This is a genomic window from Pseudomonas sp. PLB05 (assembly GCF_021106615.1).
In the GTDB taxonomy this organism is placed as follows: domain Bacteria; phylum Pseudomonadota; class Gammaproteobacteria; order Pseudomonadales; family Pseudomonadaceae; genus Chryseomonas; species Chryseomonas benzopyrenica.
The window spans coordinates 100,501-118,317 of the sequence record NZ_JAJOHO010000005.1; the positions used below are offsets into that span (position 1 = coordinate 100,501).

Annotated in this window: 20 protein-coding genes and 1 tRNA gene; 11 read left to right on the forward strand and 10 right to left on the reverse strand. The window is 66.0% G+C overall.

Going from position 1 to position 17,817, the window contains the following annotated elements; all coding sequences use genetic code 11:
* The first annotated feature begins 15 nt into the window (after positions 1-15).
* The 4 genes from LRS53_RS20510 to LRS53_RS20525 all read left to right on the forward strand — a co-directional run bounded on the left by LRS53_RS20510 (position 16) and on the right by LRS53_RS20525 (position 4,175).
* A complete protein-coding gene (locus LRS53_RS20510) occupies positions 16-627 on the forward strand; it encodes an NAD(P)-dependent oxidoreductase (protein ID WP_231357141.1) in 612 nt (203 codons plus the stop codon).
* Positions 628-760: 133 nt separating this feature from the next.
* Positions 761-2,044, forward strand: coding sequence for a murein hydrolase activator EnvC family protein (locus LRS53_RS20515; protein WP_017639554.1), 1,284 nt, complete (start codon positions 761-763; stop codon positions 2,042-2,044).
* A 29-nt stretch (positions 2,045-2,073) separates the two neighbouring features.
* On the forward strand, positions 2,074-3,417 hold the full coding sequence (locus LRS53_RS20520) for a S41 family peptidase (protein WP_231357142.1): 1,344 nt from the start codon (positions 2,074-2,076) through the stop codon (positions 3,415-3,417).
* Positions 3,418-3,419: 2 nt separating this feature from the next.
* Positions 3,420-4,175 (forward strand): divergent polysaccharide deacetylase family protein, encoded by a 756-nt coding sequence (locus LRS53_RS20525; RefSeq protein WP_231357143.1) that lies wholly within the window; start codon positions 3,420-3,422, stop codon positions 4,173-4,175.
* Positions 4,176-4,199: 24 nt separating this feature from the next.
* Here LRS53_RS20525 and LRS53_RS20530 read toward each other — a convergent pair whose 3' ends face one another.
* From LRS53_RS20530 to LRS53_RS20570, 9 genes are all read right to left on the reverse strand, one after another.
* Positions 4,200-4,961, reverse strand: a complete 762-nt coding sequence (locus LRS53_RS20530) for a substrate-binding periplasmic protein (protein ID WP_064306834.1) — start codon at positions 4,959-4,961, stop codon at positions 4,200-4,202.
* Positions 4,962-5,174: 213 nt separating this feature from the next.
* Complete coding sequence (locus LRS53_RS20535) at positions 5,175-5,936, reverse strand: substrate-binding periplasmic protein (protein ID WP_173149748.1); 762 nt, start codon at positions 5,934-5,936, stop codon at positions 5,175-5,177.
* A 49-nt stretch (positions 5,937-5,985) separates the two neighbouring features.
* A complete protein-coding gene (locus LRS53_RS20540) occupies positions 5,986-6,744 on the reverse strand; it encodes a substrate-binding periplasmic protein (RefSeq protein ID WP_231357144.1) in 759 nt (252 codons plus the stop codon).
* 29 nt (positions 6,745-6,773) lie between these two features.
* Complete coding sequence (hisF, locus tag LRS53_RS20545) at positions 6,774-7,556, reverse strand: imidazole glycerol phosphate synthase subunit HisF (RefSeq protein ID WP_007159785.1); 783 nt, start codon at positions 7,554-7,556, stop codon at positions 6,774-6,776.
* Between the two features lie 10 nt (positions 7,557-7,566).
* Positions 7,567-8,304, reverse strand: a complete 738-nt coding sequence (gene hisA / locus LRS53_RS20550) for a 1-(5-phosphoribosyl)-5-[(5-phosphoribosylamino)methylideneamino]imidazole-4-carboxamide isomerase (protein WP_027597481.1) — start codon at positions 8,302-8,304, stop codon at positions 7,567-7,569.
* 31 nt (positions 8,305-8,335) lie between these two features.
* On the reverse strand, positions 8,336-8,593 hold the full coding sequence (locus LRS53_RS20555; protein ID WP_231357145.1) for a DUF2164 domain-containing protein: 258 nt from the start codon (positions 8,591-8,593) through the stop codon (positions 8,336-8,338).
* On the reverse strand, positions 8,593-9,231 hold the full coding sequence (hisH, locus tag LRS53_RS20560; RefSeq protein WP_007159789.1) for an imidazole glycerol phosphate synthase subunit HisH: 639 nt from the start codon (positions 9,229-9,231) through the stop codon (positions 8,593-8,595). Before hisH ends, LRS53_RS20555 begins: the two co-directional genes overlap by 1 nt.
* Complete coding sequence (hisB, locus tag LRS53_RS20565; protein WP_007159790.1) at positions 9,231-9,824, reverse strand: imidazoleglycerol-phosphate dehydratase HisB; 594 nt, start codon at positions 9,822-9,824, stop codon at positions 9,231-9,233. The genes hisH and hisB overlap by 1 nt, the downstream gene beginning before the upstream one ends.
* Positions 9,825-9,968: 144 nt before the next feature.
* On the reverse strand, positions 9,969-11,633 hold the full coding sequence (locus LRS53_RS20570; RefSeq protein WP_017639564.1) for an OFA family MFS transporter: 1,665 nt from the start codon (positions 11,631-11,633) through the stop codon (positions 9,969-9,971).
* A 296-nt stretch (positions 11,634-11,929) separates the two neighbouring features.
* Here LRS53_RS20570 and LRS53_RS20575 point away from each other — a divergent pair, with 296 nt between their 5' ends.
* The 5 genes from LRS53_RS20575 (at position 11,930) to LRS53_RS20595 (ending at position 16,292) form a co-directional block, all read left to right on the forward strand.
* Positions 11,930-14,155: an AsmA family protein gene (locus tag LRS53_RS20575; protein WP_231357146.1), complete on the forward strand. Its 2,226-nt coding sequence runs from the start codon at positions 11,930-11,932 to the stop codon at positions 14,153-14,155.
* Positions 14,152-15,216 carry an A/G-specific adenine glycosylase gene (gene mutY / locus LRS53_RS20580; RefSeq protein ID WP_231357147.1) on the forward strand — a complete coding sequence of 355 codons (1,065 nt, stop codon included), beginning with the start codon at positions 14,152-14,154 and terminating at the stop codon, positions 15,214-15,216. The genes LRS53_RS20575 and mutY overlap by 4 nt, the downstream gene beginning before the upstream one ends.
* The gene (locus LRS53_RS20585) at positions 15,213-15,485 is read left to right on the forward strand and encodes an oxidative damage protection protein (RefSeq protein WP_017639567.1); all 273 of its coding nucleotides are present in this window, start codon (positions 15,213-15,215) and stop codon (positions 15,483-15,485) included. The genes mutY and LRS53_RS20585 overlap by 4 nt, the downstream gene beginning before the upstream one ends.
* A gap of 86 nt (positions 15,486-15,571) precedes the next feature.
* Positions 15,572-15,647, forward strand: a tRNA-Phe gene (locus LRS53_RS20590).
* A 291-nt stretch (positions 15,648-15,938) separates the two neighbouring features.
* Positions 15,939-16,292, forward strand: a complete 354-nt coding sequence (locus LRS53_RS20595) for a hypothetical protein (protein WP_173149756.1) — start codon at positions 15,939-15,941, stop codon at positions 16,290-16,292.
* Positions 16,293-16,328: 36 nt separating this feature from the next.
* On the opposite strand, the gene LRS53_RS20600 is transcribed toward LRS53_RS20595, so the two are convergent.
* Positions 16,329-16,667, reverse strand: a complete 339-nt coding sequence (locus LRS53_RS20600) for a cupin domain-containing protein (RefSeq protein ID WP_231357148.1) — start codon at positions 16,665-16,667, stop codon at positions 16,329-16,331.
* A 307-nt stretch (positions 16,668-16,974) separates the two neighbouring features.
* Here LRS53_RS20600 and LRS53_RS20605 point away from each other — a divergent pair, with 307 nt between their 5' ends.
* Both LRS53_RS20605 and LRS53_RS20610 read left to right on the forward strand, forming a co-directional pair.
* Positions 16,975-17,187: a hypothetical protein gene (locus tag LRS53_RS20605; protein ID WP_231357149.1), complete on the forward strand. Its 213-nt coding sequence runs from the start codon at positions 16,975-16,977 to the stop codon at positions 17,185-17,187.
* A gap of 210 nt (positions 17,188-17,397) precedes the next feature.
* Positions 17,398-17,733, forward strand: coding sequence for a hypothetical protein (locus LRS53_RS20610; protein ID WP_231357150.1), 336 nt, complete (start codon positions 17,398-17,400; stop codon positions 17,731-17,733).
* Positions 17,734-17,817: the final 84 nt, after the last annotated feature.

Sequence of the window (17,817 nt, forward strand, 5' to 3'; positions counted from 1 at the left end):
CGAGGAATCCAAGCCATGACCTCCATCGCCCTGCTCGGCGCCACCGGCAACGTCGGCAGCCGTCTGCTCGACGAAGCCCTCTTCCGCGGCCACCAAGTCACTACCCTGGTACGGGATCCCGCGCGCCTGGTGTCCCGCGCCGGCCTGACCGTAGTCGCCGGCGATGTCACCGATCCGCGAGCCGCCAAGGCCCTGGCCGGTCACGAGGTGTTGATCAGCAGCCTGAGATTCGCCGACATCGCACCAGGCACCCTGATCGACTTCGCCCGGGCCACCGGCATCCCGCGCCTGCTGATCGTGGGTGGCGCCGCCAGCCTGCACCTGCCGGACGGCGCACGACTGTTCGACGCCCCTGCCTTTCCCGCGGAATACCGCAGCGAAGCCGGAGCCGGCATCGCCACCCTGGATGCCCTGCGCGGGGTCAGCGACCTCGATTGGGTTTTCGTCAGTCCGCAGATGGTCTTCGCGCCCGGCGAACGTACCGGTAGCTTCCGTCTGGGCGACGATGCCCTGCTGTTCGATGCGGCCGGCGACAGTCATATCTCCTACGAGGACTTCGCCGTGGCCCTGCTGGACGAGGCCGAACGGCCTGTCCACCACCGCACCCGTTTCACCGTGGGTTACTGAAACAGAAATGCCCCCTCGTTCGCAGCCTGGCCGCCTGGTCGGGCCGTGAACGCTGAACGGCGTGCCTTGCCGTTTTTTTTGCTGGATGTGACGGGCATACTAGGCGCTTCGCCCTTGAAACGTACGACCTCGCATGCGCCCTGTTCTTGCCCTTTTCCTGCTTGCCAGCGTTCTCGCTCCCGCCCTGGCCGACGACCGCGCCGACACCCAGCGGCAGATCGAGCAGACCCGCCGGGAAATCCAGGAGATGCAGAAGGTGCTCAAGCAGGTGCAGGCCGAGAAGTCCGGCGTGCAGAAGCAGCTGCAGGGCACCGAGACCCAGATGGGCGAGTTGGAAAAGCAGGTCGACTCGCTGCAGAAGCAGCTGGAGAACGGCGAAAAAAAGCTGCAAGAGCTGGACGGGCGCAAGAAGAAGCTCGACCAGTCTCGCGCTGAGCAACAGAAGCTGATCGCCGTGCAGGTGCGCGCCGCCTACCAGAGCGGGCGCCAGGAATACCTCAAGCTGCTGCTCAATCAGGAGCATCCGGAAAAGGTCAGTCGCACCCTCACCTACTACAACTACCTGAATCGCACCCGCCTGGATCAGCTCGCCAGCTTCAACGACACCCTGCGCGAATTGCGCGAGGTGGAACAGGGCATCCAGCAGGAACAGGGCGAGCTGGTCGCGCGTAGGGAAGACCTGGAGAAGCGTCAGGCGGAGCTGGCCGAGGTGCGCAAGGAGCGCCAGGCAGCCCTGGCCAAGATCAATGCGGACTACCGCGACAAGAGTCGCGAGATCGAAAGCCGCGAGCAGGATCAGGCAGCCCTGAACAAGGTGCTCAAGACCATCGAGGAAACCCTCGCGCGTCAGGCCCGCGAAGCCGAGGAGGCCCGCCAACGGCAACTGGCCGAAGCTCGCGCTGCCCAGGCGCGGGAAGCGGCACGGCGCCAGGCGCAAAGCGAGCCGAAAGCCCCGCGCCCCTCGAACGCCCCGGAGCTGGCGGTGTCTAGTGCAGCACCTGCCTATGGCGGTGCCTTTGCCAATGCGCGCGGCAAGCTGCCCTGGCCGGTCGATGGTCGCCTGGTGGCCCGTTTCGGCAGTGCCCGCGGCGACGATCCCCGCGCGAAATGGGACGGTGTCCTGATCGCCGCCGGTGCCGGCACCCGGGTCAAGGCGGTACACGACGGCCGGGTGGTCTTCGCCGACTGGCTAAGGGGCGCCGGCCAACTGGTTATCATCGATCATGGGAATGGCTATCTCAGCCTGTACGGACATAATCAGAGCCTGCTCAAGTCTGCAGGTGACGTGGTCAAGGCCGGAGATGCCATCGCGACCGTCGGCGCCAGCGGCGGTCAGGAAGCCTCCGCCTTGTACTTCGCCATCCGCCAACAGGGCCGCCCAACGGACCCGGTCATCTGGTGCCGTGCTCAGGGATAGTGCGACACACCTCGGTTTAGGAGCTGCACATGCCGCATCGCTTTCGTCCCACCGTCCTGGTCCTCGCCCTGCTGTTCAGCGGCGTTGGAGTCGTCCAGGCGCAATCGTCGCAGAGCACGCCGGCTGCAGTGACGCCGGTCGCACCGGGCACCGCGCCCGCGGCCCCGGCCAGCGCTCCGCTGCCCTTGGACGAGCTGCGCACCTTTGCCGAGGTGTTCGACCGCATCAAGGCGGCCTATGTGGAGCCGGTGTCCGACAAGGTCCTGCTGGAAAACGCCATCAAGGGCATGCTCAGCAACCTGGATCCGCATTCGGCCTACCTGGAACCCAAGGATTTCGCCGAGCTGCAGGAAACCACCAGCGGTGAATTCGGCGGCCTGGGCCTGGAAGTCGGCCAGGAAAACGGCTTCATCAAGGTGGTCTCGCCCATCGACGACACCCCGGCGGCCAAGGCGCGCCTGCAACCGGGCGACCTGATCGTCAAGATCGACGGCCAGCCAACCAAGGGCCAGGCCATCAACGAAGCCGTCGACAAGATGCGCGGCAAGCCGGGCAGCCCCATCGTGCTGACCATCGTCCGCGGTGGTGGCCAGCCGTTCGACGTCAAGCTGGCGCGGGCGGTGATCAAGGTCAACAGCGTCAAGAGCCAGGTGCTCGAATCCGGCTATGGCCTGTTGCGCATCTCGCAGTTCCAGGTCAACACCGGCGAAGAGACGGTCAAGGCGCTCGCCAAGCTGCGCCAGGAGAACAAGGGCAAGCTCAAGGGCCTGATCCTCGACCTGCGCAACAACCCGGGTGGGGTGCTGCAGTCGGCGGTCGAGGTGGCCGATGCCTTCATGACCCATGGCCTGATCGTCTACACCAAGGGTCGCCTGCCCAATTCCGAACTGCGCTTCTCGGCCGATGCCGCCGATCCCAGCGAGAAGGTACCGCTGGTGGTGCTGATCAACGGCGGCAGTGCCTCGGCCGCGGAAATCGTCGCTGGCGCCCTGCAGGATTCCAAGCGCGGCATCCTCATGGGTACCGACAGCTTCGGCAAGGGCTCGGTGCAGACGGTGCTGCCGCTCAACAACGACCGGGCGCTCAAGCTCACCACGGCGCTCTACTACACGCCGAACGGTCGCTCCATCCAGGCCCAGGGCATCACCCCGGACATCGCCGTGGCGCCGGCCAAGGTCACCCCGCAGAGCGGTGGCGACGAATACTTCCGCGAAGCGGATCTGGCCGGTCACCTGGGCAATGGCAACGGCGGCGCCGATCGGCCCACCGGCAGCAAGGCGCCCAACCAGAGTCCGCGGCCGCAGGATGACGACTTCCAGCTCTCCCAGGCGCTGTCGCTGCTCAAGGGGCTCAACGTCACCCATACCCCGTGAGGATGGGACGTTGGCTACTGGCCGGGGCGCTCGCCCTGGCCAGCGGTCTGGCCCAGGCCGCCACCGCGCAGCTGACCATCGTCATCGACGACCTCGGCCAGAATCCGGCCCGGGATCGCCAGGTCCTGGCGCTACCCGCGCCGGTGGTCCTGGCCATCATCCCCGAGACCCGCTACGCCGCCGAGCTGGCTACCCAGGCCCATCGCGCCGGGCGCACCGTGTTGCTGCACCTGCCCATGGACCCGGCCGGCGGCCCCTATGCCTGGCATCCGGAAATGTCCTCGGCCGAGCGCCTGCAACGCCTCGATCGAGCGCTGGAACGGGTTCCCGAGGCGGATGGGGTGAACAACCACGAAGGCAGTCGCATGACCGCCGATCGACTGGCCATGGCCGAGTTGATGCAGGTCCTGCAGGAGCGCCACCTGCTGTTTCTCGACAGCCGCACCAGCGCTGCCACCGTGGCCGCCGCGGAGGCCCAGAAGATCGGCCTGGCCAGCGTCTCGCGCGATGTCTTCCTGGACAACGAGGCGACTCCGGCAGCCGTGGCCGCGCAACTGGCCGAAGGCGTGCGTCTGGCCAAGCGCCAGGGCAGCGCCGTGCTAATCGGCCATCCGCACCCGGCGACTCTGGCGGTGCTGGCCCAGCAGTTGCCGCTGCTCAAGGCCCAGGGCGTGGAGGTGATCGACCTGCCGCAGATGATCGCCCTGCGCGCCAATCAGGCCATGGCCGGGCATGGTCGCGATGGTCGCTATCGCTAGCGACCGGCCGGTGGCCTCCAGGCGTCAGAGGTAATTGTTGGTGATGCTGTCGATCACCCCTTCCTTGCGCATCTGCTCCAGGGCCGCCTTGAGGCGTGTCACCACTTCGTCAGGCGTGTCCTTGTTCAGCGCCAGATACTGATCCACTTCGTTAAAGCGAAGCAGCGTCTGCAAGCCGGTCACCCCCTGCTGCTTGGCGAGATAGCGACCGACTGGATCGGCGGTGGCCCAGATATCGATCTGGCCTTTCACCAGTTTGTCGACGTTCTCCTGATCACGCAGGGCATCGATGACCGGAATGCCCTGGGCGGTCAGCGTCTTGCTGATCACATCGTTGCGATAGGTACCGATGCGATAGCGGGCGGCATCCTTGAGCGTCTTGACGTCCAGCTTGCTGCCAGGCAACGCCTGCAGGGTCCAGCTCGATCGGCCAAAGGGCCCCACCCATTTGAACTGATCCTTGCGCGCCTCGGTGTAGGCGACGGAGAAAAGTCCGTAGTTGGGCGTCTCCTGGGTCAGCCGATAGATGCGGTCCCAGGGGAAGCGCAGCGAAAGGCTGTACTTGATGCCCGCACGCCTGAACATCTCGCGGACGACATCGGTGGCGATACCGTCGATGGCGTCATCGCGGGCGAAGTTCTTGTCATCGACCGACATGTTGAAGGGAGGGTAATTCTCGGTCAGGAGCACGACCTGATAGTAATCCGGCAGCTCGGCACGGGCCTGGGTCAAGCCCAGCGTGCAACCCAGCAGTACCCCCGCAAGACGCAACCACAGCTTTTGCATTGCAACTCCCTGGCGACCCAAGGCCGCATTTCCGAGGTTTCGTTGAGTATCCCTTTACAACGTTCAGCGCTCACTGCGGCTGGCCTCACCGCGGTCGTCAAGGCTTCGCGGCCCCGTCCAGCTGCCGGGCAATACGGAATCCCTGGTACCTCGCGTGCAGACAGGACGCTGGCGAATGCTCACCTCCAGCGCAACTCGCCACGCGGCGCCGCACTAGAGATAGTTGTTGGTGATGCTGTCGACCAGGCCTTCGCGGCGCATGGCATCTAGGGCCTGCTGTAGGCGGGTCACCACCTCGTCGGGGGTGTCCTTGTTCAGGGCCAGGTAGAGGTCGGATTCCTGGAAGCTGAGCAGGGTCTGCAGGTTGCTGACGCCCTGCTGCTTGGCCAGGTAACGGGCGACCACGTCGGTGGTGGCCCAGACGTCGATCTCACCCTTCTGCAATTTGGCGATGTTCTCCTGATCACGCAGGGCATCGATGGGGACGATGCCCTTTTCCTGAATCATCAGGCTCACAGCGGAATTCTTGTAGGCACCGACGCGCAGCCGGGCTGCCGTGGCCAGGTCTGGCACCTTGAGGGTGCTGCCGGCCAGCGCCATGAACACCTTGCGGGTCTTGCCCAGCGGCCCGACCCACTTGAACAGCGGCAGCCTGGACTCGGTGCGCGACACGGAGAACAGCGCGTAGTTGGGGCTTTCCAGGGTCAGGTTGTAGATGCGATCCCAGGGAAAGCGCAGCGAGAGGTTGTAGTCGATCCCGGCGCGCTTGAACATCTCGCGCACCAGATCGGCGCTGATGCCGTCGATGGCATCGTCACGCGCGAAGTTCTTGTCGTCCACCGCCATGTTGAAGGGCGGGAAGTTCTCGGTCAGCAGTACCACGCGATAGCCCGCTGGCAATTCCGCCCGGGCTGTCTCCAGGCCGAGGGTGCAACTCAACAGTACGGCGGCGATGGCCAACCAGGACTTGCGCATAGCTCTCTCCTCAGGCGACCGTCCGCGCCGATCGCTCGGCCCGCCGGGATCACAGATAACGATTGAAGATGGTCTGAACCGCGCCGCTCTGGCGCATCTCGTCGAGGGCCTTCTGCAGCTTCTGTACCACCTCGTCGGGGGTCTGCTTGTTCAGCGCCAGGAACAGCTCGCCGCTGTTGAAGCGCAGCAGCATCTTGAGTCCGGTCACGTCTTCCTGGCGGGCCAGATAGCGGCCGGCGGGATCACCGGTGGCCCAGACATCGATCTGTCCTTTGACCAGGCGCTGCACGTTTTCCTGATCGCGCAGCGCAAGATCCGGCTGGAAGCCCTGCTGAACGAGACTCTCGGCGATGGCGTCGCCCTTGTAGGCGCCGATCCTGAGCTGCTGCTTGCGGACATCGTCCAGGCTGCGCAGCTGCAGGTGGCTGTCGGCGCGACCGAGCAGGACCCAGTCGTCCGGGCCGATGGGACCGACCCATTTGAACAGGGCCTCGCGCTCCGGCAGCCGGGCGGTGACGAAGACGCCGTGGTCGGGCTGATCCAGGGCCATGCCGTAGATCCGCTCCCAGGGAAATCTCAGGGTGAGGTTGTAGGAGATGCCGGCGCGCTGGCACATCTCGCGCACCATGTCGACGGCGATGCCCTTGAGCTCGCCCTCGCGGGCGAAGTTCTTGCCATCGACGGAGAAGTTGTAGGGCGGGAAGTTTTCCGTCAGCAGCGTCAGCTGATAACCCGCCGGAAGCTCCGCCCTGACCGTGGTGGATACCAGCAGCAAACCGGCCAAGCAGGCCCAGATTCCCTTGCGCACGCCCCTCTCCCTGCCGGCACCGCCGGTGCTTAAGATTTTGTGGAGCGTATCACAATCCCTTTTTCGGCCAGGTACCGTTTAGCCTCGGGAATGGTGCATTCGCCGAAATGGAAGATGCTCGCGGCCAGCACCGCAGAGGCCTTGCCTTCGAGAATGCCGTCGGCCAGGTGCTGCAGATTGCCGACGCCGCCGGAGGCGATCACCGGGATGCCCACCGCCTCGCTGACGGCGCGGGTCACGCCCAGGTCGAAGCCGTTCTTCATGCCGTCCTGGTCCATGCTGGTGAGCAGGATCTCGCCCGCGCCCAGGCCTTCCATCTTCTGCGCCCAGGCCACGGCGTCGAGGCCGGTGGGCTTGCGCCCGCCATGGGTGAAGATCTCCCAGCGCGGGGTTTCGCCGGGGCCGCTGACGCGCTTGGCGTCGATGGCCACCACGATGCACTGGGAACCGAAGCGCGCCGCGGCTTCGCCGACGAACTCGGGGGTGAAGACCGCCGCGGTGTTGATCGAGACCTTGTCGGCACCGGCGTTGAGCAGGTTGCGGATGTCCTGCACGGTGCGCACGCCGCCGCCCACGGTCAGCGGGATGAACACCTGGCTGGCCATGCGTTCCACGGTGTGCAGGGTGGTGTCGCGGCCCTGATGGCTGGCGGTGATGTCGAGAAAGGTGATCTCGTCGGCGCCCTGCTCGTTGTAGCGACGGGCGATCTCCACCGGATCACCGGCATCGCGGATGTTCTCGAACTTGACGCCCTTGACCACGCGGCCGTTGTCCACGTCCAGGCAGGGGATGATGCGTTTCGCCAGCGCCATGACTGAGTCCTCAGACCTTGAAGTTGTCGCACAGCGCCTGGGCCTCGGCGACGTCGAGGGTGCCCTCGTAGATCGCCCGGCCGGTGATGGCGCCGATGATGCCCGGGCTGCGGGCGTCGAGCAGGTTCTGGATGTCGCCCAGGTTGTGGATGCCGCCGGAGGCGATCACCGGGATGCTGGTGGCTTCGGCCAGGGCGCGGGTGGCCGGGACGTTGCAGCCCTGCATCATGCCGTCGCGGGCGATGTCGGTGTAGACGATGGCGCTGACGCCGTCGGCTTCGAAACGGCGAGCCAGGTCGGTGACCTGCAGTTCGCTGACCTCGGCCCAGCCATCGGTGGCGACGAAGCCGTCCTTGGCGTCCAGGCCGACGATGACCTTGCCCGGGAAGGCGCGGCAGGCTTCAGCGACGAATTCCGGTTGCTTGACCGCCTTGGTGCCGATGATCACGTAGCTGACGCCGGCACGCACATAGTGCTCGATGGTCTCCAGCGAGCGGATGCCGCCGCCGATCTGGATCGGCAGGCCGGGATAGCGCTTGGCGATGGCGGTGACCACCTCGCCATTGACCGGCTGGCCCTCGAAGGCGCCGTTGAGATCCACCAGGTGCAGCCGACGGCAGCCGCCGTCGACCCACTGGGCGGCCATGGCCACGGGATCGTCGGAGAACACGGTGGAATCTTCCATGCGCCCCTGGCGCAGGCGGACGCAGGCACCGTCCTTGAGGTCGATGGCGGGGATGATCAGCATGGCAATACCTTGGCTCGGGGGTGAGGGCGATCTAGGGCTTTTCCAGCGTCCAGATGTCGCTTTCCAGGCTGTCGACACGTTCCCTGAGCAGGGTCTGCACGTCGGCAACCGCCTTGTTGTAGTACAGCGGCCCGCACTCGCGGGCGAAGAAATCCAGCAGTTCCTCGACTTCGAACCGCCCCAGGCGGACCTCGAAGCGATCGTCCAGCAGGGTCTGCAAGGCCGTGACCAGGCGCTGGGTCTGCTCGGGTTCGAGCCTGACCAGCGGCGCGGGCGGCTTGCGCGCCATTACCAGCGGCCATCCCAGGCGAGGAAGTTGGCATAGAGCTGCAGACCGCAGTCGGCGCTCTTCTCGGGGTGGAACTGGGTGGCGAAGCGCGAGCCGTCGGCCAGCGCCGCGGCGAAGTCCAGGCCGTAATGGCCGCGACCGACCACCTGGCGCGGATTGCCGGCCTCGACATAGAAGCTGTGCACGAAATAGAAGCGGGCGCGATCGGGAATGCCGTGCCAGAGCGGATGGTCGAGCACGTGGCTGACCTCGTTCCAGCCCATGTGCGGCACCTTGAGGGTCTCGCCCTCTTCCTGCATGCCACCCGGGAAACGCCGCACGGCGCCGGGGAACAGGCCGATGCAGTCCACCCCGCCGTTCTCTTCGCTGCGCTGCATCAGCGCCTGCATGCCGACGCAGACGCCGAGGAAGGGACGATCCTGGCTGACTTCGCGGACCAGTTCATCGATGCCCTGGCGGCGGATCTCGGCCATGCAGTCGCGGATGGCGCCGACGCCGGGCAGGACGATGCGGTCCGCCTCGCGGATCACCGCAGGATCGCCGGTCACCAGCACCTGGTGGCTACCGGCATGCTCCAGGGCCTTGGCCACGGAGTGCAGGTTGCCCATGCCATAGTCGATGACGGCTACCGTCTGCATCACAGGCACCCCTTGGTGGAGGGCATGACACCGGCCATGCGCGGATCTTCGGCAAGGGCCATGCGCAGGGCGCGGCCAAAGGCCTTGAACACGGTTTCGATCTGGTGGTGGCTATTGACCCCGCGCAGGTTGTCGACGTGCAGGGTCACCTGGGCGTGGTTGGTGAAGCCCTGGAAGAATTCGAGGAACAGGTCGACGTCCATGCGGCCCACGGTGGCGCGAGTGAAGGGCACGTTCCAGTGCAGGCCGGGTCGGCCGGAGAAGTCGATGACGACGCGCGACAGGGCCTCGTCCAGGGGCACATAGGCATGGCCATAGCGCTGGATGCCCTTCTTGTCGCCGACCGCCTTGGCGAAGGCCTGACCGAGGGTGATGCCGATGTCTTCCACCGTGTGGTGGTCGTCGATGTGCAGGTCGCCGCGGCAGTGGATATCGAGGTCGATCAGCCCGTGGCGGGCGATCTGGTCGAGCATGTGCTCGAGGAAGGGGACCCCGGTGTCGAAGCGCGCTGCGCCCGTGCCGTCCAGATCCAGGGATACCTTGACCTGGGTTTCCAGGGTGTTGCGCTCGACGGTTGCCTTGCGTTCGGCCATAGCCTGCTCCGCGAAAATCGGTGGGCGAAAGGGCCGATATTATAGGGGCGCGAGGACTGGATCGAAAGCGCGGCGGGACGAGGCGTCCCACCGCCAGGGGCGCCCGCGTGGGGACGCCCCGTTACCGCTTGATTCGGCTGTGACTCAGCTGAACAGCGCGGCGGTCTTTTGCAGGGTGATCCAGATCCCCCAGGCCAGCGGGATGCCCACGGCCAGCCAGGCGGCGATGGCCAGCGGCTTGGTCTTGGGATCGGCGCTCCACTCCAGCACCTGGGCGCTGCCGGCATTGCTGTCGTGGCCATTGGCGCGCTCGACGGCGAGTTCGGCCTCGGTCATGAAGTGCTTGTCGGCCACCGGGCGCACCATCAGGTTGCAGAGGAAGCCCAGCACCAGCAGACCAGCCAGGATGTACAGGGTGATGTCGTACACCTGGGCGCGGGGGATGCCCATGCTCAGCTGGTACTCGCGCAGATAGTTGACCAGCACCGGACCGAAGACGCCGGCGGCGGCCCAGGCGGTGAGCAGGCGACCGTGAATGGCGCCGACCATCTGGGTACCGAACAGGTCGGCGAGGTAGGCCGGCACGGTGGCGAAACCACCGCCGTACATGGACAGGATCAGGCAGAAGGCAAAGACGAACAGCGCCACGCTGCCCAGGTGACCGGTCCAGGGCACGATGGCATAGAGCACGAAACCCAGGGTGAAGAAGACGAAGTAGGTCATCTTGCGACCGATGTAATCGGAAAAGGATGCCCAGAAGAAACGCCCGCCGATGTTGAACAGGCTCAGCAGACCGGTGAAGCCGGCGGCGATGGCGGCGATCTGCTTGAGCTGATCGGCGCTGAGTTCACCGTAGGCCAGGCCGTTGCCCAGCAGACGACCACCGAAGACTTCCTGCAGGAGCGGCGAAGCCATGCCGATGATGCCGATGCCGGCGGTCACGTTCAGGCAGAGCACGGCCCAGACCAGCCAGAATTGCGGGATGCCCCAGATCTTGCTCACGTGGACGTGGCGATTGGTGATCATGTTGCTGCCGGCCTTCTTGGTGGACGGCGTCCAACCGGCGGGCTTCCAGCCGGTCGGCGGCACGCGGTAGCCCAGGGCGCCGCTCATCATGAACACGAAGTAGATCACCGCCATGACCAGGAAGGTCTGCCAAACACCGATTTCAGTGGCCGACGCGAAGTGCCGCATCAGGGCATCGGCCAGGGGTGCACCCACCATGGCGCCGCCACCAAAGCCCATGATGGCCATGCCGGTCGCCATGCCGCGCTTGTCCGGGAACCACTTGATCAGGGTCGACACCGGCGAGATGTAGCCCAGGCCCAGACCGATACCGCCAATTACGCCCGAACCCAGCCACAGCATCCAGATCTGGTGGGTATAGATGCCCAGGGCGGAGATCAGCAGACCACCGCACCAGCACAGCGCCGAGACGACGCCGGCCTTGCGCGGACCGGCGTGCTCCAGCCAGCCACCGAACAGGGCGGCCGAGCAGCCGAGGAAGATGAAGAACAGGGTGTAGATCCAGCCGAGCTGGGAGATCTTCCAGTCACAGGTGGCACTGAAGATCTGTTCGAAGAAGCCCATCTCGACCGGGCAGGCCACGGCGGCGGTGATGCCGATCGCCTTGGACAGCGGCAGCCAGAAGACCGAGAAGCCATAGGCCATGCCGATGCACAGGTGGATAGCTAGAGCGGCCGGCGGGACCAGCCAGCGGTTGAAACCGGGCCGGGCGACGATGCGCTCCTTGGACAGGAAAGCCGGACGTGCCGAAGCGGCGCCGCCAGCGGTGAGAGTAGTGCTCATGGGTTCAGCCCTTTTCTAGTGTATAGCGTCCAGGCCGGTAGACATTCCCTGCACGCTTCCCCGTAAACGAGTCAAAGAAACGGCGTCAACCGACCAGAGGTGCGCGACATTAAAGCGCACCCTGGCGTACTGCCACCCCTGCTCATTTACCAGGGTACGGGCGGTGCAAGACCGCCGACGAAACGGGCGAGTACCACCGCTGTCACAGGGCCGACACCTCGATGTCATCGCGGCCAGCCCAAGCCCCTATACTGGCCAGTCGCGCCATCGCCCGCCGGAACAGGAATTTCCTCGTCATGAAAGCTTTCGCCAAAGTGCTGGGTATAGTCCTCGTCGGCCTGCTGCTTCTGCTGGTCGCCGCAGGCTTCGCCCTCACCCATCTGGTCGATCCCAACGACTACAAGGACGAGCTCCGCCAGCTGGCGCGCGACAAGGCCAACGTCGACCTGCAACTCAAGGGCGACATCGGCTGGAGTCTGTTTCCCTGGCTGGGCGTCGAATTGCACGACGCCACCCTGGCCAGCGCCGCCACCCCCGACCGCCAGCTGGCCCAGGTGCAGCGGCTGATCCTCTCGGTCCGCCTGCTGCCGCTGCTGCTGCGCCGTGATCTGGAGATGAGCGACATCAAGATCGACGGCCTCGACCTCACCGCCAGCCGCGATGAGCAGGGCCGTACCAACTGGGCCGAAATCGGCCGCCCCGCATCCAAGGCGGACGCTGGCGCCGCGCCGGCCGACACCTCCGCCGACGCGTCCACGTCTGGCGAGCCGACCACGGGACGCCAGCCGCTCAAGCTCAATGTCGAGAGCCTGACCGTGCGTAATTCCCGCGTCGAATACAGCGACGCCCGCAGCGGCGCCCGCTATGCCTTCGAGGGCATCGATCTGGAGACCGGTGCCATCTACGCCGGCACTCCCATTCCCATCAAGCTGGCCGGCACCGCCAGCACCACCCAGCCGCCGGTCAACGCCACCGTGCTGCTCAACGGTGAACTCCGCTTCGATCCGGCCAGCCAGCAATACGCCCTGGACAATCTCCAGCTGACCGGCGACGCCAGTGGCGAGCCCTTCAACGGCAAGGTGGTCAACTATTCCGCCAGCGGCCAACTGGCCGTCGACCGCCGCGCCCAGACCGCCGAGTGGACCAGCCTCAAGCTCGCCGCCAACGACCTCAAGGCGCTGGGCGATCTCAAGCTCACCGGTCTGGAAACCGATCCGCAACTGGCCGGGCGCGTCTCCATCGCCCGCCTGGACCTGCGCGCCTTCCTCGACAGTATCGGCGTCGAATTGCCGGCCATGGCCGACGCCAAGACCCTGCAGCGCTTCGAGATGAATGCCCAGGTGCAAGCCAGCCGCAACGCCCTGGCGCTGGACGACTTCAACTTCCAGCTCGACGACAGCACCCTCAAGGGCCGGGTCGCCGTCGCCGATATCGCCCGCCGCGCCCTGCGTATCCAAGTCAGCGGCGACGCCCTGGACCTGGATCGCTATCTGCCGGCCAAGGCCGCCGCGGCGCGCCAGGCCAATGGCGCGCGCCAGGAAGAGGTCGCCCAGGTCGATGCCATCGCCACCCAGGGCAACTCGCCGCTGCCCGAGGCGCCGACCCAGCACGCCTGGAGCCAGGAAACCCTGTTGCCGGTGGAGCGCCTGCGCAGCCTGGACGCCGATGTCGACCTGAGCCTGCAACACCTGACCCTCAATCGCCTGCCCTTCGAAGGCGCCAGCCTCAAGGCCAGGGCCGCCGATGGCCAGCTGCAGCTCAGCGCCCTGGAAGGCGAGCTGTTCGGCGGTCGCTTCGAGGCCAATGGCGCCCTCGACGTACGTGGCGCCCAGCCGCAACTGACCGCTCGCGAGCGCATCAAGGGCGTGCCGGTGGAGCGCATCCTCCAGGCCCAGGGCCAGAAGCCGCCGGTGGAAGGCCTGCTCGACCTGGACGCCGATCTGCGCAGCGCGGGTGCCAGCCAGCGCACTCTGATCGGCAACCTGGGCGGCACCGCGCGCTTCGCCCTGCGCAATGGCCAACTGATCGACGCCAACGTCGAAAGCCAGCTGTGCCAGGGCATCGCCCTGCTCAATCGCAAGCCGCTGGAGCTGCCCCATGGCGGCCAGAACACCCCCTTCCGCCAGTTGAGCGGCAGCCTCAACATCGTCAACGGCGTGGCCCGCAACCAGGACCTCAGCGTCAGCGTGCCGGGCCTGGCGGTAAAGGGCGCGGGCGACATCGACCTGCGCACCCTCGGCCTCGACTACCGCCTGGGCATCACCGTGCAGGGCGACACCAATGCCGCCGCCGATCCCGGCTGCCGGGTCGGCGAGCGCTATGCGGACATCGAGTGGCCGCTGCAGTGCCGCGGCCCGCTGGAACTGGGCGCCAAGGCCTGCCGCCTGGATCGCGAGGCCATGGGCCAGATCATCGCCCGCGCCGCTGGCAATCGTCTGAACGAAAAAATCGAAGAGAAGCTCGGTGATAAAATCAGCCCCGACATCCAGAACGCCATCCGAGGGCTGCTGCAACGCCGATGACTGACGACGCCTTTGGTACCGCCGTGCTGGCCTGGTACGACCTGCACGGCCGCAAGGACCTGCCCTGGCAACAGGGCGTGACGCCCTATCGCGTCTGGGTCTCGGAGATCATGCTCCAGCAGACCCAGGTCGCCACCGTACTGGGCTACTTCGACCGCTTCATGCAGGCGCTGCCCACCGTCGAGGCCCTGGCCGCCGCGCCGGAAGACGAGGTCCTGCACCTCTGGACCGGCCTCGGCTACTACAGCCGCGCGCGCAACCTGCACAAGGCCGCCAAGACCGTGGTCGAGCGCCATGGCGGCGAATTCCCGCGCAGCGTCGAGGCCCTGGCCGAATTGCCCGGTATCGGTCGCTCCACCGCTGGCGCCATCACCAGCCTGAGCATGGGCATCCGGGCGCCCATCCTCGATGGCAACGTCAAGCGCGTCCTGGCCCGCTATACCGCCACTCCCGGCTATCCGGGCGAACCCGCCGTGGCCCGCCGTCTGTGGGAGGTGGCCGACCGACTGATGCCCCACGAGCGGGTCGGCCACTACACCCAGGCGATGATGGACCTGGGCGCCACCCTCTGTACCCGCAGCAAACCCAGCTGTCTACTGTGCCCGGTCAAGCCCGGCTGCCGTGCCCACCTGCTGGGCCAGGAAACCGACTTTCCCGCCGCCAAGCCACGCAAGACACTGCCGCAGCGCAGCACCCTGATGCCGCTGTTCGTCAACGACGCCAATGCCGTGCTCCTCCAGCGCCGCCCCTCGACCGGCCTCTGGGGCGGTCTCTGGGGTCCGCCGGAGGTGGCCGACGTGGCCGAACTCGAAGCCCTCGCCGAACGCCAGGGCCTTGCCATCGACGAACGCCAGGCGCTGCCCGGCCTGGTGCACACCTTCAGCCATTTCCAACTGGCCATCGAACCCTGGCTGGTGCAGGTGGACCACCGCCAGCACCGCGTCGCCGAGGGTGACTGGCTTTGGTATAACCTCGCGTCCCCGCCGCGCCTGGGCCTCGCCGCCCCGGTGCAGAAACTGCTCAAGCGCGCCGAGCAGGCGCTCAAAGGAGAACCCGCATGACCCGCACCGTGATGTGCCGCAAGCACAAGCAGGAGCTGCCCGCCCTCGATCGTCCGCCCTACCCCGGCGCCAAGGGCGAAGACATCTACCAACACGTCTCCAAGCAGGCCTGGGAAGAGTGGCAGAAGCACCAGACCATGCTCATCAACGAGCGCCGGCTGAACATGATGAACGCCGAGGATCGCAAGTTCCTGCAAGCCGAGATGGACAAGTTCCTGTCCGGCGAAGACTACGCCCAGGCCGAGGGCTACGTGCCCCCCAGCGCCTGAGTCGACGCCTAAGCGCCCGAAAAATCTAAATTTTTTTGGGCTCGCTGTTGACACAGGGTCGAGAAACGCTTTTAATGCGCCCCGTTGCCCAGGTAGCTCAGTTGGTAGAGCAGGGGATTGAAAATCCCCGTGTCGGCGGTTCGATTCCGTCCCTGGGCACCAAGACAAGCTTCCAGATCCTGCGGGATCTGGAAATCAGAGAAACCGGCCTAGCGCCGGTTTTTTTGTGCCTGTGATATGGGCAAGCCAGCCTGCAGGCCTCGCCATCTCGTCACGCCCCTTCCCTTGCGGCCCAGCACCGCCCTCCTGCTCCTGCCCTAAGGGTGGGAAGGCCCGTTCTAGACGGCCTCAATCCTTTGCGAAACCCGCCCGAACGATCTTGACTCTCTACCCACTTCAGACTTTTTAATGGCACGGCGTCGCCCGACACCCACCCTTTCTGGAGTCAGCACCATGAGCACCTGCAGCCAAAAGCATCACGCCAATCACAGCCACCAGCACGGTCCGAACTGTGGCCACACCGCCATCGAGCACGCGGGCCACGTCGACTATCTCCACGACGGCCATCTGCACCACATGCATGGTGACCACGTGGACGAGCACGTGCTGGAGGTCAATGCGACCAATCCGGATCACTGCACCCATGGCCAGAGCAGCGGCCATGCGGCCGACCACGTCCATGGGCCCGATTGTGGTCATGAAGCCGTGCCCCACGGCGATCATGTCGACTACCTGGTGGATGGCCGACTGCATCATGTCCATGACGGCCACTGCGATGACCATGGCCCGGTGACCCTGGTCCGCTAGCGACGGGTGTCGAAAGAGCGCCAGGCACCACGGCTTTCACGCCGGTGCCGGGGATCCGTCCACCACGCCGAGATAAAGGGCCAGCCACACCGTGGCGACTGTGGGATCGGTATAGGTCACCCAGTGCTCGGCGTGGGCGGGGATGAGCAGCGTATCCCCTGGCTCGAGCGCCACCTCCCGCCCTTCCAGGGCGATCCGCGCGGCGCCCTGCAGCAGCAGTACCCACTCCTCATGGGCCTGCCGATAGGGCGTCTGCGCTGGCGTCGTCTGGCCATGGGAAACGATGCGTTCGATGCGGCAACCGGGCCGCACCAGCAGAGTCGTGAACACCTCCGCGGCGGAGGCATCGGGCAGGTCGCGAAACAGATTGGTCATGACGTTTTCCCACAGGGCCTCACGCCAGGGTGCGCTAAGGTCATCCAGACTGCGCCTGTCCGACCAGGCGCTCAAGTCTCGAAGGGATCCGCGCCATCCAGGAGTCGCCGCCATGGCCCCAGGTGCTCTGCCATTTGCCCTCAAGAGTGCGATCCGCCCGACCTTTTCGGGAGCCCGTCACCCGATCGCCAAGATTTTCGGCGATGATCGATCGCAGGGGTGGCCGCCGATCAAGGGCGCCGCTCGCCCCCGGTTGGCCGCTGCGGTCAACCAGACCTCGCACCAAGCGCACGGAGGCGCTTACTGCATGCCGATTCCCTCGATTCCCCTCATCGCCCCTGCCCTGTCCGGCGCCCTGCCTCAGCCAGCCATCGACCAGCCCGGCCCGCGTGCCGCCGAGCCGACCATACCCCTCTGGTTCAAGGTGCTGAGCGGCGTCAGCTTGTGGCTGAACCGGTTGTTTCTCGGCCTGGTGCTGGCGCTGGTCGGCTTTACCCTCTGGCACTGGTGGCAGGGATGAAGCGACGCCTGGATCAACTGGAGCTGACCATCCTGATGTGCGGTATCGGCCTGCTGGCCATGGCGCTGATCGTCGCCGTGGGCATGCAGGGCCTCGATTGGGGCTGAGTGGACGGGCGGGCTTACCGGACCTTTACCTGACCTGACGTCCGCTGACCGCCAAAGGTGTTTCATGGTGACGCGGCCTATCGAGCGCCGCGAGGAGAACACCATGGCATCGCGAGCGTCGTTGATTCTGCTGTTGACCGCCACCCTGACCGCCAGCGGCCTGGCCGCCGCCCACGAAGGCCCCGATCGAGGACAATCCTGGGCGGGCGGCGCCGCAGCCGTCGCCGAGGGCGGCGAATTCCTGCCGGCGGGCGAATTTCGACGGCATCACCGGCACCACCCCTATTACCGCAGGGATCGCTACCCCTACAGCTACTACCAGCCCTATCCGCAACCGGGTTATGCCGCGCCGCGTTGGCGGCCGGCACCGCCGGGCTACTACGCCTATCCGCCGGCCTATGAGGCGCGACCCTATTACGGACCACCCCGGCATTGGTGAACTGCTTGGCATCGCGGCGGCGAGATGGTGGCCTTTTGCGATGAGCCACACAGGGAGATGTTTGCCAAAGGAGCAAAATGCCAT

Excerpts from the sequence above, each read along its gene's own strand:
- LRS53_RS20510 (WP_231357141.1), top strand. The coding sequence starts at position 16 with ATGACCTCCATCGCCCTGCTCGGCGCCACCGGCAACGTCGGCAGCCGT.
- LRS53_RS20515 (WP_017639554.1), top strand. The coding sequence starts at position 761 with ATGCGCCCTGTTCTTGCCCTTTTCCTGCTTGCCAGCGTTCTCGCTCCC.
- LRS53_RS20520 (WP_231357142.1), top strand. The coding sequence starts at position 2,074 with ATGCCGCATCGCTTTCGTCCCACCGTCCTGGTCCTCGCCCTGCTGTTC.
- LRS53_RS20525 (WP_231357143.1), top strand. The coding sequence starts at position 3,420 with ATGGGACGTTGGCTACTGGCCGGGGCGCTCGCCCTGGCCAGCGGTCTG.
- LRS53_RS20530 (WP_064306834.1), bottom strand. The coding sequence starts at position 4,961 with ATGCAAAAGCTGTGGTTGCGTCTTGCGGGGGTACTGCTGGGTTGCACG.
- LRS53_RS20535 (WP_173149748.1), bottom strand. The coding sequence starts at position 5,936 with ATGCGCAAGTCCTGGTTGGCCATCGCCGCCGTACTGTTGAGTTGCACC.
- hisF (WP_007159785.1), bottom strand. The coding sequence starts at position 7,556 with ATGGCGCTGGCGAAACGCATCATCCCCTGCCTGGACGTGGACAACGGC.
- hisA (WP_027597481.1), bottom strand. The coding sequence starts at position 8,304 with ATGCTGATCATCCCCGCCATCGACCTCAAGGACGGTGCCTGCGTCCGC.
- LRS53_RS20555 (WP_231357145.1), bottom strand. The coding sequence starts at position 8,593 with ATGGCGCGCAAGCCGCCCGCGCCGCTGGTCAGGCTCGAACCCGAGCAG.
- hisH (WP_007159789.1), bottom strand. The coding sequence starts at position 9,231 with ATGCAGACGGTAGCCGTCATCGACTATGGCATGGGCAACCTGCACTCC.
- hisB (WP_007159790.1), bottom strand. The coding sequence starts at position 9,824 with ATGGCCGAACGCAAGGCAACCGTCGAGCGCAACACCCTGGAAACCCAG.
- LRS53_RS20570 (WP_017639564.1), bottom strand. The coding sequence starts at position 11,633 with ATGAGCACTACTCTCACCGCTGGCGGCGCCGCTTCGGCACGTCCGGCT.
- LRS53_RS20575 (WP_231357146.1), top strand. The coding sequence starts at position 11,930 with ATGAAAGCTTTCGCCAAAGTGCTGGGTATAGTCCTCGTCGGCCTGCTG.
- mutY (WP_231357147.1), top strand. The coding sequence starts at position 14,152 with ATGACTGACGACGCCTTTGGTACCGCCGTGCTGGCCTGGTACGACCTG.
- LRS53_RS20585 (WP_017639567.1), top strand. The coding sequence starts at position 15,213 with ATGACCCGCACCGTGATGTGCCGCAAGCACAAGCAGGAGCTGCCCGCC.
- LRS53_RS20595 (WP_173149756.1), top strand. The coding sequence starts at position 15,939 with ATGAGCACCTGCAGCCAAAAGCATCACGCCAATCACAGCCACCAGCAC.
- LRS53_RS20600 (WP_231357148.1), bottom strand. The coding sequence starts at position 16,667 with ATGACCAATCTGTTTCGCGACCTGCCCGATGCCTCCGCCGCGGAGGTG.
- LRS53_RS20605 (WP_231357149.1), top strand. The coding sequence starts at position 16,975 with ATGCCGATTCCCTCGATTCCCCTCATCGCCCCTGCCCTGTCCGGCGCC.
- LRS53_RS20610 (WP_231357150.1), top strand. The coding sequence starts at position 17,398 with ATGGCATCGCGAGCGTCGTTGATTCTGCTGTTGACCGCCACCCTGACC.